Below are 18009 nucleotides of genomic sequence, written 5' to 3'. Positions count from 1 at the left end.
GGTGCAGCCGAAGCTAATACCGGTACATCACACGCCCATCCGCGTCCACAATCGTGAATGTCGGCTCATCCTCGACGCTCAGTTCCACGCGGATGTGCGTGTTCCCGTCGGCGGCGACCGCCCGGTACACGTAGCGCTTGTTCTCCAACACATCCTTCTCGACGCGCGCGTCCTGCAGCCACGGGTTGCGCCGGCGCAGCGCGATCAGCGCCTGATGCAGGCGGTATACGGGCTCGCCGAGCTTCGACAACTGTTCCGGCGAGTCCGGGAATTTGGGCCGCACATCGTCGTCGCCGCCGAACCGCTGCTCCTTGACGCCCACGTAGCCTTGTTCGTCGCCGTAGTAGATGCTGGGCACGCCGCCGACCGTCATCAGTACCGCCAATGCGAGCGCGGCCTTCTTCGGTCCGATCTCGGAGGCGATGCGCGTCACGTCGTGGTTGCCGATGAACGTCTGCGGGATGAACGTGCCGAGGAACGCGTTATGCCGGGTGAGATTCCAGTCGAGTTCGAAGAAGTTGTCGGTTTCGAGCGCGTGGCGGATTGACTTCCACAGCTCGTACTGCGTGATCGAATCCATCGTGGATTCCAGTGCGATGCGCGGGTAGTCGCCGTGGATGACTTCGCCGAAAATCCACGTGTACGGGTGCGCGGCTTTCACCTGCGGCAGCACCTTCGCCCAGAATCCGGTCGGCACCGCGTAGGCGGCGTCGAGCCGCCAGCCGGATGTGCCCCGGTCGAGCCAATGGTTCATCACGCGCGTCACGTAGGCGACCGTCTCGTCGCTGCCGTGGTCGAGGTCGACGAGGTCGCCGTGGCCTTCGAACACGTCGAGCGTCGGTGCGCCGTCCGCGCCGGTCGTGGTCTTGACGAGTCCATGCCACGGGTTTTCCGCAGGGGGGAGCGTGCAGGCGGCCTCGTCGAGCGCCGCCTGCACGGCCGGATGGCGGCGCGACACATGGTTGAAGACGCCGTCGAGGATGATGGACATGCCCATGCCGCGGCATGCTTCGGCGAGCCGGTCGAACGCCGCGTCGCCGCCGAGCCGCACGTCGACGTGCATGTGATCGAGCGTGTCGTAGCCGTGCGTGGCGGATTCGAAGATCGGGCCGAGCAGCAGACCGGACGCGCCCAGATCGCGCACGTACGGCAGCCAGGGAATCAGCGCGTCGAGTCCTCGGCCGCGGAATTCGCGCGGTCCCTGCGGGCGGATGTCCGCGCCGCAGAATCCGAGCGGATACACCTGCCAGAACACGCCGTAACGCACCCAGTCCGGCAGCTCGCTCGCCTTGTTCGCAACCATCAGGCACCTCCTGTCCTGTTCGGACGGTCCATGACCCCGTCCGCTTTGACACTGTGTCTATTTTCGCACGGCGGAAGGTCCGGCAGCGCATGACGCGCCGTGCGCATGGAAGAGCATGCCCGCGATTCCGTGAACGTTCCGGATACTGGTCATCCACTCATATGTTGTCGGGGGGGGGGGCTCGCATTATTAGCGTGTCGAGATGATTCACCCGGCTTGGAGAACTCGGTGGAATTGCTAACGCGACACGCCTCGAACGACGGTGTTTCTGGCAGTTTTCACGGGATTGTCCGGTTGTAGTGGATGTCAGGTGATTCGGAAGGGATGTACATCCGATCGCCTGAACGCTTGGACGAGCGCATAGGGGTGCGGTCGTCCGAGCGCCGGACAAGTCACCCCTGACGAGTGGAAGGACTCGAGATGAGGAACGGTTCGAAGGCGGCCCTTGCGGTCGCGGTGACGGCGGGTACCTTGTTGGCACCGCAGGTGGCGTTGGCTGATGGTACGGCGCAGGATGCGCAGGTGCCGGACGCGGTGGCGTCGGTGGATGCGGCGGCCGAGGCGAAGCAGGCGGTCGATGACGCGCAGGCGGATGTCGCGGCGAAGCAGCAGGCGTTGCAGGAGGCGCAGCAGCAGGCGCCGTCGGCCGAGCAGTACGCGCAGGCCCAGCAGGCGCAGCAGCAGGCGGCCGCGGACGTGGCGGCGAAGCAGCAGGCCGCGGATCAGGCGGCCGCCGAGCGGCAGGCCGCGGCGGACGCGCTCGCGCAGGCGCAGGCGAACGCGAAGCCGGACGCGACGCAGGAGCAGCTGGCGGCCGGCCAGGCGCAGGTCGACCAGGCGCAGCGGCAGGCGGACGAGACGGCGCGGCAGCAGGCGCAGGCGCAGGCGTCGAAGGACGCGGCGCAGCAGGCGGCCGACGGGGCGCAGGCGTCGAAGGACGCCGCCGAGTCGGACGCGCGGGCGGCCGCCGGGGCGGAGGATACGGCGAAGACGGGTCTGGACAAGGCGTCCTCGGATGCGGCCGAGGCGACGCCGGAGAACATCGCGAAGGCGCAGCAGGCCGTGACGGACGCGCAGGCGGACGTGGCGGCGAAGCAGCAGGCCGCGTCGGACGCGAAGCAGGCCGTGACGGACGCGGCGGCGAGGAAGGACGAGGCCGCGGACGCGAAGCGGGACGCGACGGCGAAGGCGTCGGACGCGAAGAAGGCGTTGGACGCGGCGCAGTCGAAGGTCGACGACCTGCAGCGGCGGTTGGACGCGGCCACGGGCGACCAGAAGGCGTTGAAGGACAAGCTCGACAAGGCGAAGGCGGATTTGAAGACCGCCGAGGACCAGTACGCGCAGGCGAAGGAGGACGCGGGCAAGGCGAAGTCGGACGCGAAGCAGGCGTCGGACGAGGCCGCGGCCGCCAAGCAGGCGTACGAGGACGCGCAGGCGAAGGCCGACGGGTTGAAGGCCGCGTCGGACGACGCGTCGAAGGCGTTGTCGGCGGGCATGGTCGGCTTCCTGTACGAGAACGGGCCGAAGGCGGTGCGCGACCTGTTCGAGGACGACTCGCCGAACACGGGCATGTTCCGCGAATGGTGGGAGAAGGGGTTCATCGACCCGTCCGACACGAACGACGCGTTCAACATGGCGAACCTGAAGAAGGCCCTCGCGTACATCGACCGGATCAACGAGCTGCGCGCCACGCAGGGTCACGCGCCCCTGAAGGTGTCGGACTACGCGATGGCGGTCGCGCTGGCGAGCACCGAGGGCATCAAGGACGACGGCTTCTACCACCACGGCCTGGGCCGTCTGGACTCGGAGACCATCGCCGCGGGCGCGATCGGCTACGTGAACGCGCCGGACGACTGGTGGAGCGAGAAGGCGGAATGGGACAAGGCCGTGGCCGCGGACCCGAGCCTGAAGAAGTACGAGCAGAACCCGTACGCGCTCTCCCAGAACGATTTCGTCCTGTACACGAAGGTCGGCCACTACCTCGCCCTCATCAACGACTCCTACCACATCACCGGCATCGGCGTGGGCTACAAGGACGGCTGGGAGTACAACGCCGGCGAGTACGGCCTGTACGAGGACATGGACGGCGAACCCGACGCGTACACGACCGCGCAGTACCTCAAGCGCGTGGAGGACTGGCAGGCGTCGGTCGCCGCGGCGAAGCAGGCGTACGACCAGGCGGTGAAGGACGCGGACGCGAAGAAGGCCGCGTACGACAGGCTCCAGGCGAACGCGGACAAGCTCGTCAAGGCTGCCGCGGACGCGCAGGCCAAGGCCGACGCGCTCGACGGGACCGTGGCCACGCTCCAGAAGGCCGTCGACCAGGCACAGAAGGACTACGACGCGGCCACGGACCAAGGGCTGGCCGCCGAGCTCAAGGCCCAGCTGAAGGACGCCATCGCGGCCCGCGACCAGGCCAAGGCGGACAACGAGACCGCCCAGCAGGCCCTCGAATCCGCGACCCGCGCGTTGGACGAGGCGACCGCCACGCTCGACGGGAAGACCCAGGCGTCCGTGGACGCGGACAAGGCCGCCGACCAGGCCGGCAGGACCCTCGCGGCCGCGAACGCGCGTCTCGACGACCTGAACAACGCGAGCGAGAACCTCCAGAAGGCGAAGGACGCGTACGCGAAGGCCAAGGCCGCGCGCGAAAGCGCGGACGCGAAGCTCCAGGCCGCCCAGAAGACCCTCACGGACGCGAAGGCCACTTTGGAGGAGAAGACCGACGCGCTCGACCAGGCGTCCAAGAGCGCGAAGGACGCCGCCCAGGCGCTCGAACAGGCGCGGAAGGACCTCGCCGCGTTGGAGACGCAGGGCCAGGACTCGCGCGACGCGATCGCGAAGGCGGAGAAGACCCTCGAAGCCAAGGAACAGGCGCTCACGGACGCGGCCAAGGCGTTGGACGAGGCGAAGGACAAGCTCGCGTCCGCGGACGCGACCGCCAGCGACATGGCCGCCGCCCTCGCGAAGGTCAGGGACGCGCGCAAGGCGTTGGAGGACGCGCAGACCGCCCTCAAGCAGGCGCAGGACGCCTACGACCGGATCATCCACCCCGACACCGGCAAGACCACGCCCACCACGCCCACCGGCCTCACCCAACCCGCCAGCCACAAGACCGGCAAGACCGGCACCACCGGCAAACTCCCGGCCGGCACGACGGACTCCGGTACCAACTCCCTGTCCGCCACGGGCAGTGACACCACCGCGATGCTGACGCTTATGGCCATCATGGCCGTCGCCGGCGCGGGCTGCGTGCTCATCCGCAAGCGTGCCGCCAAGCACGCCGACCACTGGACCGACTGACCGGCATAATCCAGCCCCGGCGATTGTGCTCCCCGCACGTAATACGCGAGGGGAGCACGATCGCCCCCAACCGTAAGCAGGTGAATTCTCGAGCCTGCAAAGAACAAGATTGTGATTCGGCATTCGGCGGCACTCACGTAGACGTGTTCCCGTCGCGACGATTACAATCGACTTGCGCCAAACGAACAGGCGTGTATATTTCGGAGACATCACACATAGTTAATTCGATCGAACCGCGTGGGCGGATCATCGAAGGAGACATGATGGACGGCAACGACATGACGATGCACGGCTATATGAGGGCCGCGCTGAAACGGTTCTTCGGATTCGACGGGTTCCGTCCCGGCCAGGAGGCCATGGCCCTCGCGGCCATCGAGGGACGCGACGCGTTGGGGATCATGCCCACGGGCGGCGGCAAGAGCGTGTGCTACCAGCTGCCGGCCACCCGTCCCGGCACGTTCACGCTGGTCATCTCCCCGTTGCGCGCGCTCATGCGCGACCAGGTCGCCCATCTCGACGCGATCGGCCTGCCGGCCGCGTCCGTCGATTCGGACATGACCGCCGACGAGGTGGGGGCCGTGTACGCGCGGGCGCGTTCCGGCGGCCTGCGGATCCTCTACGTGGCTCCCGAACGGCTCGCCAACCCGGACTTCCTGGACTTCATCGCGCCCATGCGCATCAGCCTGATTGCCGTGGACGAGGCGCACTGCGTGCTCAAGTGGGGCGCCGACTTCCGCGACTCGTATCTGCATATCGGCGATTTCATCGACGGGCTGTCCGAACGTCCGCCGGTCATGGCGTTGACCGCCACCGCCACGGAATCCCAGGCGGGCGGCATCGCCCGGCTCCTGCGCCTTGAGGACCCCGTGCGCGTGCGCACCGGCGCCGACCGCCCCAATCTCAGGCTCGCCGTCGTCGAGGCGATCCCACGGGAGCGCCGCCGCCGTATCCGGGACTGGGCCGCGACCCACCCCGGCAGCGGCATCGTCTATCTGGAGAGCTGCGACGGCTGCGAGAGGCTCGCCGCCGGACTCCGCGACGCCGGCGTCGACGCGGCGGCGTTCCACGGCAAATTGGCGGACGGAAGGAAGCGGCGCATCCAGGACGGGTTCCTCGCCGGCTCGCCGCGCGTGATCGTCGCGACCAGCGCGTTCGGCATGGGCGTCGACAAGCCCGACGTGCGCTGGGTGCTGAACGACGGGCCCTGCAAGAGCCTGGAGGCGTTCTGGCAGGAGGCGGGACGCGCCGGCCGCGACGGTCTGCCCGCCGACAGCGTCCTCTACTGGAGTCCCGGCGACTTCCGCCGGCAGCGCGGCATGATCCGCGAGGCCGTGCGCGACGCCGAGGAATCCGGTAATCCGGACCGCATCGCCGCCGCGCACGGCCTCATTCCCAGTCTCGACGCGATGAGCCGCTACTGCGCGGCCGACCGGTGCCTGCGCGCCGTCGTCCTCGACACGCTCGACGGGCCCGCTCCGTACCGCCGCGCATGCGGCCGCTGCGGCGCATGCCTGCACACGCCAGGAACGACGCACGCCGCCATGGGCGGACGACACGGGGAACCCCGCCGCCGTACACGCGAGGAACGCCGCCAAGCACGGGCGCGTCTCGACCCGAGGGAACGCGCCCATGTGCGCGCCCGCGTCATCGCCTACGTGGACAGGCTCGTCGACACGTACGGGCACAGCGTCGGCGCCGACGCCATCGCGTCCGCGCTCATCGGCTCCACCAGGCGGAGCGTACGCGAACAGCACCTCGACCGCATCGAGGGATACGGCGGCCTGCCCGGATTCCGGAAGGCCGCGATCCGCGCGGTCATCGACCAGCTCATCGCCGAACGCACGTTCGCGGTGGGCGAATACAAAACCATCATCCCCGCCTGGATGGCGGGGACCGTGACCACGGAAACAGAGGAGGAGGAACGATGAGCAGGATCAAAGCCACCATGGGCACGCCGCTCATGCGCACGGTGCTGGTGGACGGGCCGCAGCTGCGGCGCATCCGCTTGGACGCGCGTCTGACGATGAAGACCATCGCCGAGATGATCGGCGTGCAGGAGTCCACCGTCAGCCGCATCGAACGCGGCGAGCATCCCATCGAAAGCATCGGCGACGACAAGACCGCCCAGTGGGCGGAGATCCTCGGCATCAACCCGGCGCGCATGCCCCGCCGCGAGACCCGTCCCGACCCGGACAACATCCTCGTGCGCATGAGCCACGAGCGCGGTTGGACCGTCAAGGACCTCGGCGAACAGGCGGGCGTCAACCCCAGTTCGCTGCAACGCTACTGGTACGAGGACAGTCCGGTCACATCCATGACCGCTGGATACCTGTACGCGATCGCCCGCGTGCTCGGCACGAGCATGGAACGGCTCGCCGGCCGTCCCGAACCGGACCCCGGGGCCGTGCCGGAACCTCCCGAGGACTGGGACGGGGAGCCGCTCCGATGGTACCGCGGCCAGGCCGGACTGCCGCAGGTCAACCTGGCCGTCAAGAGCGGCCAGCCGCAGAACGTGATCAGCGGCATCGAGACCGGCCGCCGCTCCACCGGCCGCGTACGCGCCGGCACGCTCCTCGACCTCGCCGCCGCACTGGGCGTCCCCGCCGAACGGCTCATCGCCGGCGCCGCGCCGCTCGTCCATACGCCGCGCGATCCGCGACCGGACCCGGAGGAGACCGGCGCGGAATCCGACGCCGGGACGCTCGACGACGACGAGGCGTTCCGCCTGTTCAGGGAAGGCGTCGAAGCCCATCGGGCCGCCGGCGCCGACCCCCGGCCGGAGGACGCGGAGACCCTGTGGGAACGGTGGCTCGCCCGCCACGACCGGCAGGTCCTCGAAGGCCGTCAGTCCGCATAGCCGCCCGGACGCGCGTGGACCCCACCCCGGATCTCCGGAGTGGGGGCCACGCGCATGTCCCGAACGACTCCTATTCGGGCAGGTGCGCCCAATCCATCACATACGTGCGGTCGGGGTTCTCCCGACGCAGGCGCATCAGCGCCTCGACGACCCCATGGTTCCACAGCGAGCACGGCAACGGCGCCAGATTCGGGAACACCCTGTGGAACGCCGCGTCGTTGCGGTACGCGGTCAGATGCGCCACGCCGTCCGGGCCCGCGCCCACCTTCGCGCACAACGCGTACGCGCTGTCGTCGATCCGCTCCGCCAGCATGTCCAGACGGTCGAACCACATGCGGATCGTCTCCGCCGACACGTAGATGAACGCGCCGCCCTTGTCATGCTCCCAACGCGTCACCGTGCTCTCCGAGATCGGCGCCGTGACCTTGCCCTGGGACACGACCATGATCGCCGCCCCCAGATCCGTGCGGTTCAACCCCAAACGCCTGCGCCGCCACGTCACCTCGGCACCAGTCAACACCTTGCCCATGGTAGAAATCCTTTCCTTGAATGACCCCGGCAGGCCCATCCCGCCGATCGTCATACACGACACCATACCCGACAAGCAGATAGGAAACGTCGAAGCTCTGGGTGTATGCGATTTCTTCCGGGTTTTCGATTCCATACCACCTTTTTTCGTTTCCACACCACCCTCAGTCTCGCTTCGCGAGCCAGCTCCCGCCAGCGGGAGCGAGCATCCGCTTCGGTCATTGTGGCCGGCTCTCCGGCATTGGGGAGCCGGCCACGGTCAGCCGAGCTTCTTCAGCAACGAGTCCACGTGGCCTTTGGCGCGTACGTTGTAGCGGGCGAGCGTGATCGTGCCGTCCGCATCGATGGCGAACGTGGAGCGAATCACGCCCACGTGCATCTTGCCGTACAGCTTCTTCTCCCCGTAGGCGGCGTACGATTTGTGCACCGTCAGGTCAGGGTCGCTCAACAGCGGGAACGACAGGTGGTCGCGTTCGCGGAACCGCTGCAGTTTGGCGAGCGGGTCCTTCGAGACGCCGAGCACCGTGTAGCCGAGCGAGCCGAGACGCGCCATGTTGTCGCGGAAGTCGCAGGCTTCGGTGGTGCATCCGGGCGTCATCGCCGCCGGATAGAAGTAGAGCAGTACTTTCCTGCCGTCCGCGGTGAGCGAGGACAGGGTGACGGTGGTCTCATCGCCGTCCGGATTCACTGCGGGGAGCGTGAAGTCCGGGGCCGGTTGTCCGGCTTCGAGACGGGATGGAAGCGGTTCGGTTTCGTTGGGCATATTGTCGTTCCCCTTCGTTGTGTGAATTGTTGCGTTTCGGTATGACTACCCCTCAGTCGGCTTCGCCGACAGCTCCCCTGACAAGGGGAGCCGAGGGCGAATGGTCGGCTTCGCTTGGCAAGGGGAACCGAAGACGAATAGGCTTCGGCTGACTAGGGGAGCCGAGAACGAAACTACTTTACGGCGAGGGTCTGGGAGAGGGTGTGGGATTCGCCGGGGTTGAGCGTGATCATGCGGTCGCGGTTCGCGGCGGCCTCCACGCAGGCGAATCCGCGCCATTCGCCGGTTTCCAGATCGCCGATCGCATTGCCTGCCTTTTCGCCCGGATTCCACACGACCGTCGCCGTCGCGCCTTGGGAGGAGCTCAGAATCGTGCGGCCTGTCGTGTCGTCATGCAGTTCGAGCGGCGTATTCGTCAGGTAGATGCGGTCGACCATCGTGCCATCGAACGTCACGTCGCCGGACTGCGTGCGCACCGGGAAGCCGGGCAGCGTCGTGTCCAGGTAATCCGCGCCGTCCAATCCGACGACGCGGGCGCGCGTCACATCGCCTACCGCCAGATACGTGTGCAGCGCCGCCTCGTAGGAGAACGCGGCGTCGCCGTCGTTCGTCACCGTCAACGCCATCGTGAGCGACTCGCCCGCATCCACCGTGTAGGACGCGTGGAAGCGCGGGGCGTCGTTGCCGACGAACTGCGCGAGCGTCGCCGCATCGATCTCACCGGAATCCAGCACGTACTCCGCATGGCGATCCGTGATCGAACCGTCCACCGGATGCCAGAAGCTCGAACGCGCGAACCCGTGCTTGGGCGTCTTCGCGGCGTCATTGGCCGGATCGAACCCGGAATTGAACCATGGGAAGATGATCGGCACGCCGCCGCGGATCGCCTTCCCCTCAAGCAGATGAATCGCGCGCGGACGCCAGACCACGTCCGACTGGCCGCGCGGTGCCCAACGCAGCACGTGCGCGCCATAATCGCTGATCGAAGTGGAGCCGTCGGCGTTGACGAGATCGCGAATCGTGAACGATGCAGAACCCATGTTTCCTCCAAACCACAAATGAATGGGCGGTCCGTTCCATTATGCCAGTTGTCCAGCGGATGTGGGGTGATGGGGAGCATGGCAAGACAGGCAGGCAAGGCACCGGTCATCGTGGTGTACGGGGGAGACCTGTATCTCAACGGCGAAACCGTGCGCGAACAATGCGAGGCGGCGTTGAAACGACGCCCGGACGCGGAACTCGTCGAACTCGACGCCGCCACGGCGGACCGGTACGCGTTCGACGAGGCCGTAAGCCCCTCCCTGCTCGCCGACGTGGCCGTCGTGCGCGTCGACGACCTGCAATCCGCGGACGAGAAACTCGGCGACAGCATCGTCGACTACTGCACGCAGGCGGCCGCCGACCCGAACAATGCCAGCATCGTCATCTGCCGGCACGAGGGCGGCAACAAAGGCAAGCGTCTGCTCGACCGGCTCATCCAAGCCGGTGCGCGCAAGGTCGAGGTACCGGACCTGAAGAAGCCGGAAGCGAAACTCAACTACGTGATGCAGTGTTTCGAGAAGCAGGGCAGGCGCGTCGAACCGATCGCCGCGCAGCAGCTCGTCGACGTGCTCGGCGGCAGCATCGGCGAACTCACCGCCATGTGCGGGCAGTTGTGCTTCGACTTCGACGACGATCCGATCGGCTTGGATCGGGTCAACCAGTATCTGACCGCCAATGCGCAGGTCACCGGATTCAACGTGGCCGACGCCGCCATGGCCGGCCATACGGCCGACGCGATCGTCAAGATGCGTTCCGCCGTCGAGCAGGGCGTCGAACCGGTCGCGCTCATCGGCGCGTTGGCGTCGAAGCTCAGGGCCGTGGCGAAGGTGTCCGCGTTCAACGCGGGCAGGATCAGCGCCGCCGAACTCGGCATGAACCCGTGGGCGCGCAAGTACGTGAAGCTCGGCGGCTGGACGTCCGCCGGCATGGCCACGTGCATCCGCACGCTCGCCTGGGCGGATGAGGAGTGCAAGACCAACGGGGGAGACCCTATGTATGCGCTGGAGCGCAGCATCGAGACGATCGCGACGAAAGGACGGGCATGAGCGGGGAGATCAACGAGATGCGGGACGACGGGACGATCGTCATCGAGGCTCCCACGGGCGACGACATGCGCGCATTGGGCCGCCGTATCGCGGCGCGTGTGCGCGGCGGCGACGTGCTGCTCCTGTCCGGCCCGCTGGGCGCCGGCAAGACGACGCTCGCGCAGGGATTCGGCGAAGGACTCGGCATCGGCGAGCCGATCGTCTCGCCCACGTTCACCATTGCCCGCGAACTGGACGGCCGATTCGCCGACGGTAGTCCCGCACACCTCGTACACGTGGACGCGTACCGTCTCGGCGGCGCCGACTACGCGCCCGGACAGGCCGCCGTGAACCGTCTGCTCGACGAACTCGAATCGCTCGGACTCGACGAGGAGCTCGAAGACACCAGCGACGACACGGTCGTGCTCATGGAATGGGGCGAGCAGATGGCCGCCGCGCTCGCGCCGGAACGGCTCGAAATCCACATCGCGCGTCCGCTGGACGGCGCTGATGCCAATGCCGTGGACGCTGACGGCGAACTCACCAGCGACGGCACGCGCATCGTCACGCTGGTGCCGGTCGGCGCGCGCTGGAGTGGGTTCACGCTCTGAACGGGCGGCCCGCACGCGGCGGTGTACACTCTCTACAGGTCTGACTACAGATCCGAAGAATCATGTCGGAAAATCACGAGCACACGTCGGGAGGATGCATGGGCTGCACATTGGTGATCGACACGTCATACGGTTCCACCGTAGGCGTCGTGGGACATGAGCCGATCGTCGAGACCGACTCGCGCACCCATGTCGAAAAGCTGCAGGTGAACATCGCGCGTGCGGTCAAGGAGGCCGGATACGCGCCGCGCGACATCGAGACGGTGATCGTCGGCACCGGTCCGGCGCCGTTCACCGGACTGCGCGCCGGCATCGTCGCCGCCAAGGCGCTGGCGTTCGCCACCGGCGCGGAACTCATCGGGCATGACGTGCTCGCACCGCAGGCGCAATGGAATCTCATCAGGCGAGGCAAGGCCGGCACACTCGGCGACCAGAAGACGCGTCGCGTGCTCACGCTCGCCGTCAACGACGCGCGACGCAAGCAACTCTATTTCGCGCTGTACGAGAGTCCGCTCGGCAGCGACGGAACCGATGATGCCGGGAACGCCGGAACCGCCGCACGCGCGCTCATCGCCATGGACATCGACTATCCGGCGTCGATCGCCGAGCGCGTGAACGCCGCCGTACGCGAGGTCGCGGCGATGACGAACGGCGAGATCGTCGTCGACGTCGTCGGCCACGGCGCCGCCAAATACGCGGACGCGCTGCACGGCATCGAATGTCTCGGCGACGTGACCGACGAATCCGTGTTCGACCAAGGGCGGCAGGGCGTCGAGATCTTCGCCGCCGACGCGACGCTCGCGCATGCGCACGACCCGCAGGCACCCGTCGAACCGTTGTATCTGCGCCGACCGGACGCGGAGGTGCCGGCGCCGCTCAAGCACGTGCTCGGCCATGAGGGAGCGGGGAGGAAGGACTGATGCTCGTCGCATTGGACGAACTCGACCGCGGGACCGCCGTCGCCGCGGTGCGTGCGCTGGAGGTCGAACTGTTCGGCAACCACGCGTGGAGCGAGAACGCGGTAAGGCAGGAACTCGACGCGCCCGCACGCGTCTACGTGTTCGACTGCGAACGCGAACAAGGTGACGGCGAATACGGCGACGGGGGAGACGGCCATGTGCCGGGACCTGACGGCTGCGTGCCGGGCGTCGTGCGCGGATTCGCCGGATACTGGTACGACGGCGAAGACGCGGAGATCATGGACATCGGCGTCGGCCGACGCTACCAGCGCCGCGGACTCGCCGCACGCATGCTCACCTGGCTGATCGGCCACGCGCGCGAACAAGGAGCGCGGCGCATGCTGCTCGAAGTCGCCGTCAACAACGAGCCCGCCATCGCGCTGTACCGGCGATTCGGATTCGAACGCATCGGACTGCGCAGACGCTACTACCAGCCGGAAGGCATCGACGCGTACGTGATGGCGCTGGAACTGAAACCGCGCGTCGTCGGATTCACGGGAGCGACGAGCCACGAGGCGAGCGAGGCGGACACGACGAATACGACGACGGACGGAACGAACATGAACGGAGAAACGGAGAAGACGCGATGAGCGAACCGATCGTACTGGGCATCGAATCCACCTGCGACGAGACGGCGGCCGCCATCGTCCAAGGGCGCACGCTGCGTTCCAACGTGGTCGCCTCCTCGATGGAGGAGCACGCGCGCTACGGTGGCGTCATCCCCGAGATCGCCTCGCGCGCGCACGCCGAGGCGTTCGTGCCGTGCGTGTCCAAGGCGTTGGCGGACGCCGGCCTCGAACTCGCCGACGTGGACGCGATCGCCGTGTCCGCGGGCCCCGGACTCGCCGGATGCCTCGCCGTCGGCGTCTCCGGCGCGAAGGCGCTCGCCTGGGCGAGCGGCAAACCGCTGTACGGCATCAACCACGTGATCGGGCACATCGCCGTCACCCAGCTCCAGTTCGGGCCGTTCCCCAAGGACACGCTCGCACTCATCGTCTCCGGCGGGCACACGTCACTGCTGCACGTCGAGGACGTGGCGCGGCACATCGACGTGGTCGGCACGACGCTCGACGACGCTGCGGGGGAGTGCTTCGACAAGGTGGCGCGTCTGCTCGGCTTCCCCTACCCGGGAGGCCCGCACATCGACCGGCACGCGCAACACGGCGACCCGCATGCGATCCGCGTGCCGCAGGGGCTCACGCAGGGCAAGGCCGGCGCGAAGCACCCGTACGACTTCAGCTTCTCCGGCGTGAAGACCGCCGTCGCCCGCTGGGTGGAAGGGGAGCAGGCCGCAGGGCGCGAGATCCCCGTCGACGACGTATGCGCCTCGCTCGCCGACTCGGTGGCCACCGTGCTCGCGAAGAAAGCGATGCGCGGCTGCCGCCAGTACGATTCCGACACGCTGATCGTGGGCGGCGGATTCTCCGCCAACTCGCAGCTCAGAGCGAAGCTGCTCGAATACGGGCGCTCCAACGGCGTCGACGTGCGCATTCCGGAACTGAAGCTGTGCACCGACAACGGCGCGATGGTGGCGATGCTGGGTGTGAACCTCGTCGAGGCCGGGGTCGCGCCCAGCGCGCCCGATTTCGCCGTCGACTCGGCCATGCCGCTGACCAAAGTGGTGATGTAGGGGATTGTGACGACGCGTGCCGACCGGCCGTTTCACACGTATTCGTTTCGTCTCTCATGTGCGGGGCCGCCGGCCAGCGAGGAAACCGATGACGTCGTCCATCGTGATCGGCCCCTGAGGATGAACGGTCTCGCCGATGATGTCGGGCGTGTGCGCGGCGTATTCATCGGAAAGCCGGTCCCAATAGGTTTCGTCGGTCATTCATCCTCCCTGCTGGTTTCTCGAATTGTGGGGTTTGAATGACAGTCTATCCGGTCATCCGGCTCTATCCAGTCTCTTCCCGCTCCCGCCAGCGGGAGCAGTCAATGACCGGACTGGTCGGGCAGCACCCTTTTGCTCCCGCTGGCGGGAGCTGTCGGCCGGAGGCCGACTGAGGGTGGTGCCGGATTCCGCGCGTGTATGGGCCGTAGAAGCGCATGCGGCCGGTGAGCGTAACCTGCGTGCTCGCGTCCAGCTGTCCGCCGTTGCCGACGGCGGTCCAGTTGATGGCGATGGGGCCGTTGCCGGTGACGCCGGTCGGGTTGTCGACCTTGACCAGCTTGCTGTCGTATTCGACGGTGTAGGGCACGCCGCTCACGTAGTTGCCGTTGCCGTCCAACGGGATTGTCCAGTTCCTGTTCGAGCACGTTGTCTCATGCCGGCGAGATGTCGCGACAGATGCGACAATTGGTTGAAGTGTCGAGGCTCGACAAGGCCCTTCACGCAGATCGACGAAGACACATTACGGAGGGCGAGGCGATGACGACGAAGACGCGGACAACCACGGGAGACGGGATGATGACCGTGGACGAGGTGGCCTGCCTTCTCCGCATCTCGCAGAGGACCGTCGGCCGCATCCTCGACTCCGGCGCAATCCCGTTTGAGATGGTCGGGCGCACCGGACGCCGGATGGTCGCGGCCGACGACGTGCTCAGGTTCAAGCGGGAGTCCGAGCGCCGGCGCAGGATCGCGTTGGAGGGCATGAGGGAGGCCGCGGAGGAGATCGGCATGTACGACACTCCCGATTCGCGCATACCGACCCGGACGAGATGAGTCGGACGGCCGGCGGCGGAACCCGGGAAAACGCACGGCGGCAAACTGCCCATCTGCGACACGCCGAGTTGCGTTATGGGAGACCGGCGCGTATATTCATCACTCGTTGCGAACGCGCCCGGTTGCGGTCGGGGGCGGTTGATAACTGAATATTCCTGCGTAGCTCAGTTGGCAGAGCATCCGACTGTTAATCGGACGGTCACTGGTTCAAGCCCAGTCGCAGGAGCTTCACCCCGGAGGAACTTCGGTTCGGAAGGGACGTGATAATTGAATATTCCTGCGTAGCTCAGTTGGCAGAGCATCCGACTGTTAATCGGACGGTCACTGGTTCAAGCCCAGTCGCAGGAGCTTTGACGGAAAGCCTCAGGTTCATGCCTGAGGCTTTCTGCATGTCGAAACCGAGGTGACAACGTAGCCGCAACCTTGGCACAACGGATTCGGCGCGTCAGCCACGGCACAGCCGCGGATGGCGGTACCATCGAAGACGAACGGGAACGATCACGGCGAGGAGGCCGTCATCATGGACGTGAGGATACTGAGAATCGAACGAGGCGTATTCGCCGTACTCCACAACGGAAGCGGAGCCGGAACCGTGCGCAAGCAGACCGTCGGCCTGAAACGCATGTGGCTGGCGGACGGCGCCAACGGCGCCCAAGGCGTGTTCCCCTCGAAGAAGACCGCGGCCCAGTGGCTCGTGCAGCGCGCCTGACGACGTCGGCCCGCATACACCTTCCATACGGCTTCGGTTCACCCATGCGTTCGCTTGGTGAACGCGGCTTGCGCATGTCCTCTCGCCGCCCTACAGTGTGCAACTGTTGATTACACGTCCAGGCCTGCACATTGGTAACGCGGACCCAGATAGCAAAGGACACCATCATGGCGCAAAGCTCCATCTCCATCACAGTCAACGGCGAAGCGAAGGAGGTGGAAGCAACCACCACCGGCGTCGAACTCTTCGCGGACGACAAGAACATCATCGCCGTGCGTCTCAACGGCGAACTGCGTGACCTGTACACGCCGCTCAACGACGGCGACACCGTCGAGTCCGTCGCGCTCGACTCCGAGGACGGCCTCGGCATCATGCGCCACTCCGCCACGCACGTCATGGCGCAGGCGGTGCAGGAACTGTTCCCGAACGCCAAGCTCGGCGTCGGCCCGATCATCAAGGACGGCTTCTACTACGACTTCCAGGTCGATCAGCCGTTCACGCCGGACGATCTCAAGCAGATCGAAAAGCACATGCAGCGCATCATCAAGTCGTCCCAGTCCTTCCGCCGCCGCGTCGTGAGCGAGGAGGAGGCCCTCGCCGAGGAGGCCGACCAGCCGTTCAAGATCGAGCTGATCCAGGACAAGGAAGCGCACCTCGACCCGTCCACCGCCACCGAGATCTCCGGCAAGGAGCTCAGCTTCTACGACAACGTCGACCGTGACGGCAACGTCGTGTGGAAGGACCTGTGCCGCGGACCGCACCTGCCGAACACCCGCTTCATCAAGGCGTTCAAGATCGAACGTTCCGCCGCCGCCTACTGGCGCGGCAGCGAGAAGAACCCGACCATGCAGCGCATCTACGGCACCGCCTGGGCCACCAAGGAGGATCTCAAGGCCTACCAGACGCGTCTCGAGGAGGCCGCCAAGCGCGACCACCGCAAGCTGGGCGCTGAGATGGACCTGTTCTCCTTCCCGGAGGAGATCGGACCGGGCCTCGCCGTGTTCCACCCGAAGGGCGCCGCCGTCATCAACGCGATGGAGGACTACTCCCGCGAGATGCACCGCAAGCACCACTACAGCTTCGTGCAGACCCCGCACATCACCAAGGGCGGCCTGTACGAGACCTCCGGCCACCTGCACTGGTACAAGGACGGTATGTACCCGCCGATGCACCTCGACGAGGAGCGCGACGCGGACGGCAACATCACCAAGCCCGGCTTCGACTACTACCTCAAGCCGATGAACTGCCCGATGCACAACCTGATCTTCAAGTCGCGCCAGCGCTCCTACCGCGAGCTGCCGCTGCGCCTCTTCGAGTTCGGCACCGTGTACCGCTACGAGAAGTCCGGCGAGGTCCACGGCCTGACCCGCGTGCGCGGCCTCACCCAGGACGACTCCCACATCTACTGCACCCGCGAGCAGATGAAGGACGAGCTGACCAGCCTGCTCACCTTCGTGCTGAACCTGCTCAAGGACTTCGGCCTGTCCGACTTCTACCTGGAGCTGTCCACCAAGGATCCGGACAAGTACGTCGGCTCCGACGAGATCTGGGAGGAGGCGACCAACACGCTGCGCGAGGTCGCCGAAGCGTCCCACCTCGACCTCGTGGCCGATCCGGGCGGCGCCGCCTTCTACGGCCCGAAGATCTCCGTGCAGGCGCGCGACGCGATCGGCCGCACCTGGCAGGTGTCGACCATCCAGCTCGACTTCAACCTGCCCGAGCGCTTCAAGCTCGAGTACATCGCGAAGGACGGTACGCACCAGCGTCCGGTGATGATCCACCGCGCACTGTTCGGCTCCATCGAGCGCTTCTTCGCCGTGCTGCTCGAGCACTACGCTGGCGCGTTCCCGGCGTGGCTCGCCCCGGTGCAGGTGCTCGGCGTGCCCGTCGCCGACGAGTTCGCCCCGCATCTCGCCGGCTTCGTCAAGAGCCTTGAGGACGAGATGGTCCGCTGCGAGATCGACTACTCCGACGATCGTTTCGGCAAGAAGATCCGCAACGCCTCCAAGTCCAAGGTGCCGTTCATCCTCATCGTCGGCGAGGAGGACATGAACAACAACGCGGTAAGCTTCCGCTTCCGCGACGGCAGCCAGCTCAACGGCGTCCCGGTCGACGAGGCACGCGCCCAGATCCTCAAGGTGATCGCCAAGCGCGTCCAGGTCAACTCCGCCGACGACTTCAAGGCCGCCGTGGCCGACGAGTCCGTCGAAGCCGAGTGATTCGCCGCCGATCCGCCGCGGGCCGGCCG

At 66.8% G+C, this 18009-nt stretch carries 17 protein-coding genes and 2 tRNA genes; 13 read left to right on the top strand and 6 right to left on the bottom strand.

Annotated features, from left to right (window positions below; all coding sequences use genetic code 11):
- Positions 1–13 precede the first annotated feature (13 nt).
- On the bottom strand, positions 14–1303 hold the full coding sequence (locus BSTEL_RS06110) for an alpha-amylase family protein (protein WP_034528332.1): 1290 nt from the start codon (positions 1301–1303) through the stop codon (positions 14–16).
- 420 nt (positions 1304–1723) lie between these two features.
- Between BSTEL_RS06110 and BSTEL_RS06105 the strand changes: the two genes are divergently transcribed.
- From BSTEL_RS06105 to BSTEL_RS06095, 3 genes are all read left to right on the top strand, one after another.
- The gene (locus BSTEL_RS06105; RefSeq protein WP_034528330.1) at positions 1724–4606 is read left to right on the top strand and encodes a CAP domain-containing protein; all 2883 of its coding nucleotides are present in this window, start codon (positions 1724–1726) and stop codon (positions 4604–4606) included.
- A gap of 260 nt (positions 4607–4866) precedes the next feature.
- Positions 4867–6534, top strand: a complete 1668-nt coding sequence (locus BSTEL_RS11420) for a RecQ family ATP-dependent DNA helicase (RefSeq protein ID WP_084686140.1) — start codon at positions 4867–4869, stop codon at positions 6532–6534.
- A complete protein-coding gene (locus tag BSTEL_RS06095) occupies positions 6531–7463 on the top strand; it encodes a helix-turn-helix transcriptional regulator (protein ID WP_051922887.1) in 933 nt (310 codons plus the stop codon). The genes BSTEL_RS11420 and BSTEL_RS06095 overlap by 4 nt, the downstream gene beginning before the upstream one ends.
- Before the next feature lie 70 nt (positions 7464–7533).
- Here BSTEL_RS06095 and BSTEL_RS06090 read toward each other — a convergent pair whose 3' ends face one another.
- From BSTEL_RS06090 to BSTEL_RS06080, 3 genes are all read right to left on the bottom strand, one after another.
- The gene (locus BSTEL_RS06090) at positions 7534–7992 is read right to left on the bottom strand and encodes a hypothetical protein (protein WP_034528328.1); all 459 of its coding nucleotides are present in this window, start codon (positions 7990–7992) and stop codon (positions 7534–7536) included.
- Between the two features lie 258 nt (positions 7993–8250).
- Entirely contained in the window at positions 8251–8754 is a 504-nt protein-coding gene (gene bcp / locus BSTEL_RS06085; RefSeq protein ID WP_034528326.1) for a thioredoxin-dependent thiol peroxidase, read from the bottom strand.
- A 173-nt stretch (positions 8755–8927) separates the two neighbouring features.
- A complete protein-coding gene (locus BSTEL_RS06080; RefSeq protein ID WP_034528324.1) occupies positions 8928–9794 on the bottom strand; it encodes a D-hexose-6-phosphate mutarotase in 867 nt (288 codons plus the stop codon).
- Positions 9795–9872: 78 nt separating this feature from the next.
- On the opposite strand from BSTEL_RS06080, the gene holA reads away from it, so the two are divergent.
- The 5 genes from holA (at position 9873) to tsaD (ending at position 14020) form a co-directional block, all read left to right on the top strand.
- A complete protein-coding gene (holA, locus tag BSTEL_RS06075; protein WP_034528322.1) occupies positions 9873–10841 on the top strand; it encodes a DNA polymerase III subunit delta in 969 nt (322 codons plus the stop codon).
- A 17-nt stretch (positions 10842–10858) separates the two neighbouring features.
- A complete protein-coding gene (gene tsaE / locus BSTEL_RS06070) occupies positions 10859–11431 on the top strand; it encodes a tRNA (adenosine(37)-N6)-threonylcarbamoyltransferase complex ATPase subunit type 1 TsaE (RefSeq protein ID WP_034528491.1) in 573 nt (190 codons plus the stop codon).
- Positions 11432–11529: 98 nt separating this feature from the next.
- Positions 11530–12351, top strand: a complete 822-nt coding sequence (gene tsaB / locus BSTEL_RS06065) for a tRNA (adenosine(37)-N6)-threonylcarbamoyltransferase complex dimerization subunit type 1 TsaB (RefSeq protein ID WP_034528320.1) — start codon at positions 11530–11532, stop codon at positions 12349–12351.
- Entirely contained in the window at positions 12351–12980 is a 630-nt protein-coding gene (locus BSTEL_RS06060; protein WP_034528318.1) for a GNAT family N-acetyltransferase, read from the top strand. The genes tsaB and BSTEL_RS06060 overlap by 1 nt, the downstream gene beginning before the upstream one ends.
- Positions 12977–14020, top strand: a complete 1044-nt coding sequence (gene tsaD, locus BSTEL_RS06055; protein ID WP_034528311.1) for a tRNA (adenosine(37)-N6)-threonylcarbamoyltransferase complex transferase subunit TsaD — start codon at positions 12977–12979, stop codon at positions 14018–14020. The genes BSTEL_RS06060 and tsaD overlap by 4 nt, the downstream gene beginning before the upstream one ends.
- 54 nt (positions 14021–14074) lie before the next feature.
- On the opposite strand, the gene BSTEL_RS12140 is transcribed toward tsaD, so the two are convergent.
- Together BSTEL_RS12140 and BSTEL_RS06050 are read right to left on the bottom strand one after the other, a co-directional pair.
- The gene (locus BSTEL_RS12140) at positions 14075–14221 is read right to left on the bottom strand and encodes a hypothetical protein (RefSeq protein ID WP_156963187.1); all 147 of its coding nucleotides are present in this window, start codon (positions 14219–14221) and stop codon (positions 14075–14077) included.
- 64 nt (positions 14222–14285) lie between these two features.
- Positions 14286–14618, bottom strand: a complete 333-nt coding sequence (locus BSTEL_RS06050; protein ID WP_034528309.1) for a hypothetical protein — start codon at positions 14616–14618, stop codon at positions 14286–14288.
- Between the two features lie 140 nt (positions 14619–14758).
- Between BSTEL_RS06050 and BSTEL_RS06045 the strand changes: the two genes are divergently transcribed.
- From BSTEL_RS06045 to thrS, 5 genes are all read left to right on the top strand, one after another.
- The gene (locus BSTEL_RS06045) at positions 14759–15052 is read left to right on the top strand and encodes a helix-turn-helix domain-containing protein (RefSeq protein WP_051922886.1); all 294 of its coding nucleotides are present in this window, start codon (positions 14759–14761) and stop codon (positions 15050–15052) included.
- Between the two features lie 153 nt (positions 15053–15205).
- Positions 15206–15278: transfer RNA gene (locus BSTEL_RS06040), tRNA-Asn, on the top strand.
- Positions 15279–15327: 49 nt separating this feature from the next.
- A tRNA-Asn gene (locus BSTEL_RS06035) sits at positions 15328–15400 on the top strand.
- 118 nt (positions 15401–15518) lie between these two features.
- Positions 15519–15761 carry a hypothetical protein gene (locus tag BSTEL_RS06030; protein WP_051922885.1) on the top strand — a complete coding sequence of 81 codons (243 nt, stop codon included), beginning with the start codon at positions 15519–15521 and terminating at the stop codon, positions 15759–15761.
- A gap of 167 nt (positions 15762–15928) precedes the next feature.
- Positions 15929–17980, top strand: a complete 2052-nt coding sequence (gene thrS / locus BSTEL_RS06025; protein WP_034528306.1) for a threonine--tRNA ligase — start codon at positions 15929–15931, stop codon at positions 17978–17980.
- Positions 17981–18009: the final 29 nt, after the last annotated feature.

It is taken from the genome of Bifidobacterium stellenboschense, from assembly GCF_000741785.1.
GTDB lineage: Bacteria > Actinomycetota > Actinomycetes > Actinomycetales > Bifidobacteriaceae > Bifidobacterium > Bifidobacterium stellenboschense.
This window is presented reverse-complemented; position numbering and strand designations above follow the sequence as displayed.

Excerpts from the sequence above, each read along its gene's own strand:
- tsaB (WP_034528320.1), top strand. The coding sequence starts at position 11,530 with ATGGGCTGCACATTGGTGATCGACACGTCATACGGTTCCACCGTAGGC.
- BSTEL_RS06060 (WP_034528318.1), top strand. The coding sequence starts at position 12,351 with ATGCTCGTCGCATTGGACGAACTCGACCGCGGGACCGCCGTCGCCGCG.
- BSTEL_RS11420 (WP_084686140.1), top strand. The coding sequence starts at position 4,867 with ATGATGGACGGCAACGACATGACGATGCACGGCTATATGAGGGCCGCG.
- bcp (WP_034528326.1), bottom strand. The coding sequence starts at position 8,754 with ATGCCCAACGAAACCGAACCGCTTCCATCCCGTCTCGAAGCCGGACAA.
- BSTEL_RS06080 (WP_034528324.1), bottom strand. The coding sequence starts at position 9,794 with ATGGGTTCTGCATCGTTCACGATTCGCGATCTCGTCAACGCCGACGGC.
- tsaE (WP_034528491.1), top strand. The coding sequence starts at position 10,859 with ATGCGGGACGACGGGACGATCGTCATCGAGGCTCCCACGGGCGACGAC.
- BSTEL_RS06095 (WP_051922887.1), top strand. The coding sequence starts at position 6,531 with ATGAGCAGGATCAAAGCCACCATGGGCACGCCGCTCATGCGCACGGTG.
- BSTEL_RS06030 (WP_051922885.1), top strand. The coding sequence starts at position 15,519 with ATGGCGGTACCATCGAAGACGAACGGGAACGATCACGGCGAGGAGGCC.
- BSTEL_RS12140 (WP_156963187.1), bottom strand. The coding sequence starts at position 14,221 with ATGACCGACGAAACCTATTGGGACCGGCTTTCCGATGAATACGCCGCG.
- BSTEL_RS06110 (WP_034528332.1), bottom strand. The coding sequence starts at position 1,303 with ATGGTTGCGAACAAGGCGAGCGAGCTGCCGGACTGGGTGCGTTACGGC.
- BSTEL_RS06105 (WP_034528330.1), top strand. The coding sequence starts at position 1,724 with ATGAGGAACGGTTCGAAGGCGGCCCTTGCGGTCGCGGTGACGGCGGGT.
- BSTEL_RS06090 (WP_034528328.1), bottom strand. The coding sequence starts at position 7,992 with ATGGGCAAGGTGTTGACTGGTGCCGAGGTGACGTGGCGGCGCAGGCGT.
- tsaD (WP_034528311.1), top strand. The coding sequence starts at position 12,977 with ATGAGCGAACCGATCGTACTGGGCATCGAATCCACCTGCGACGAGACG.
- BSTEL_RS06045 (WP_051922886.1), top strand. The coding sequence starts at position 14,759 with ATGACGACGAAGACGCGGACAACCACGGGAGACGGGATGATGACCGTG.
- holA (WP_034528322.1), top strand. The coding sequence starts at position 9,873 with ATGGCAAGACAGGCAGGCAAGGCACCGGTCATCGTGGTGTACGGGGGA.
- thrS (WP_034528306.1), top strand. The coding sequence starts at position 15,929 with ATGGCGCAAAGCTCCATCTCCATCACAGTCAACGGCGAAGCGAAGGAG.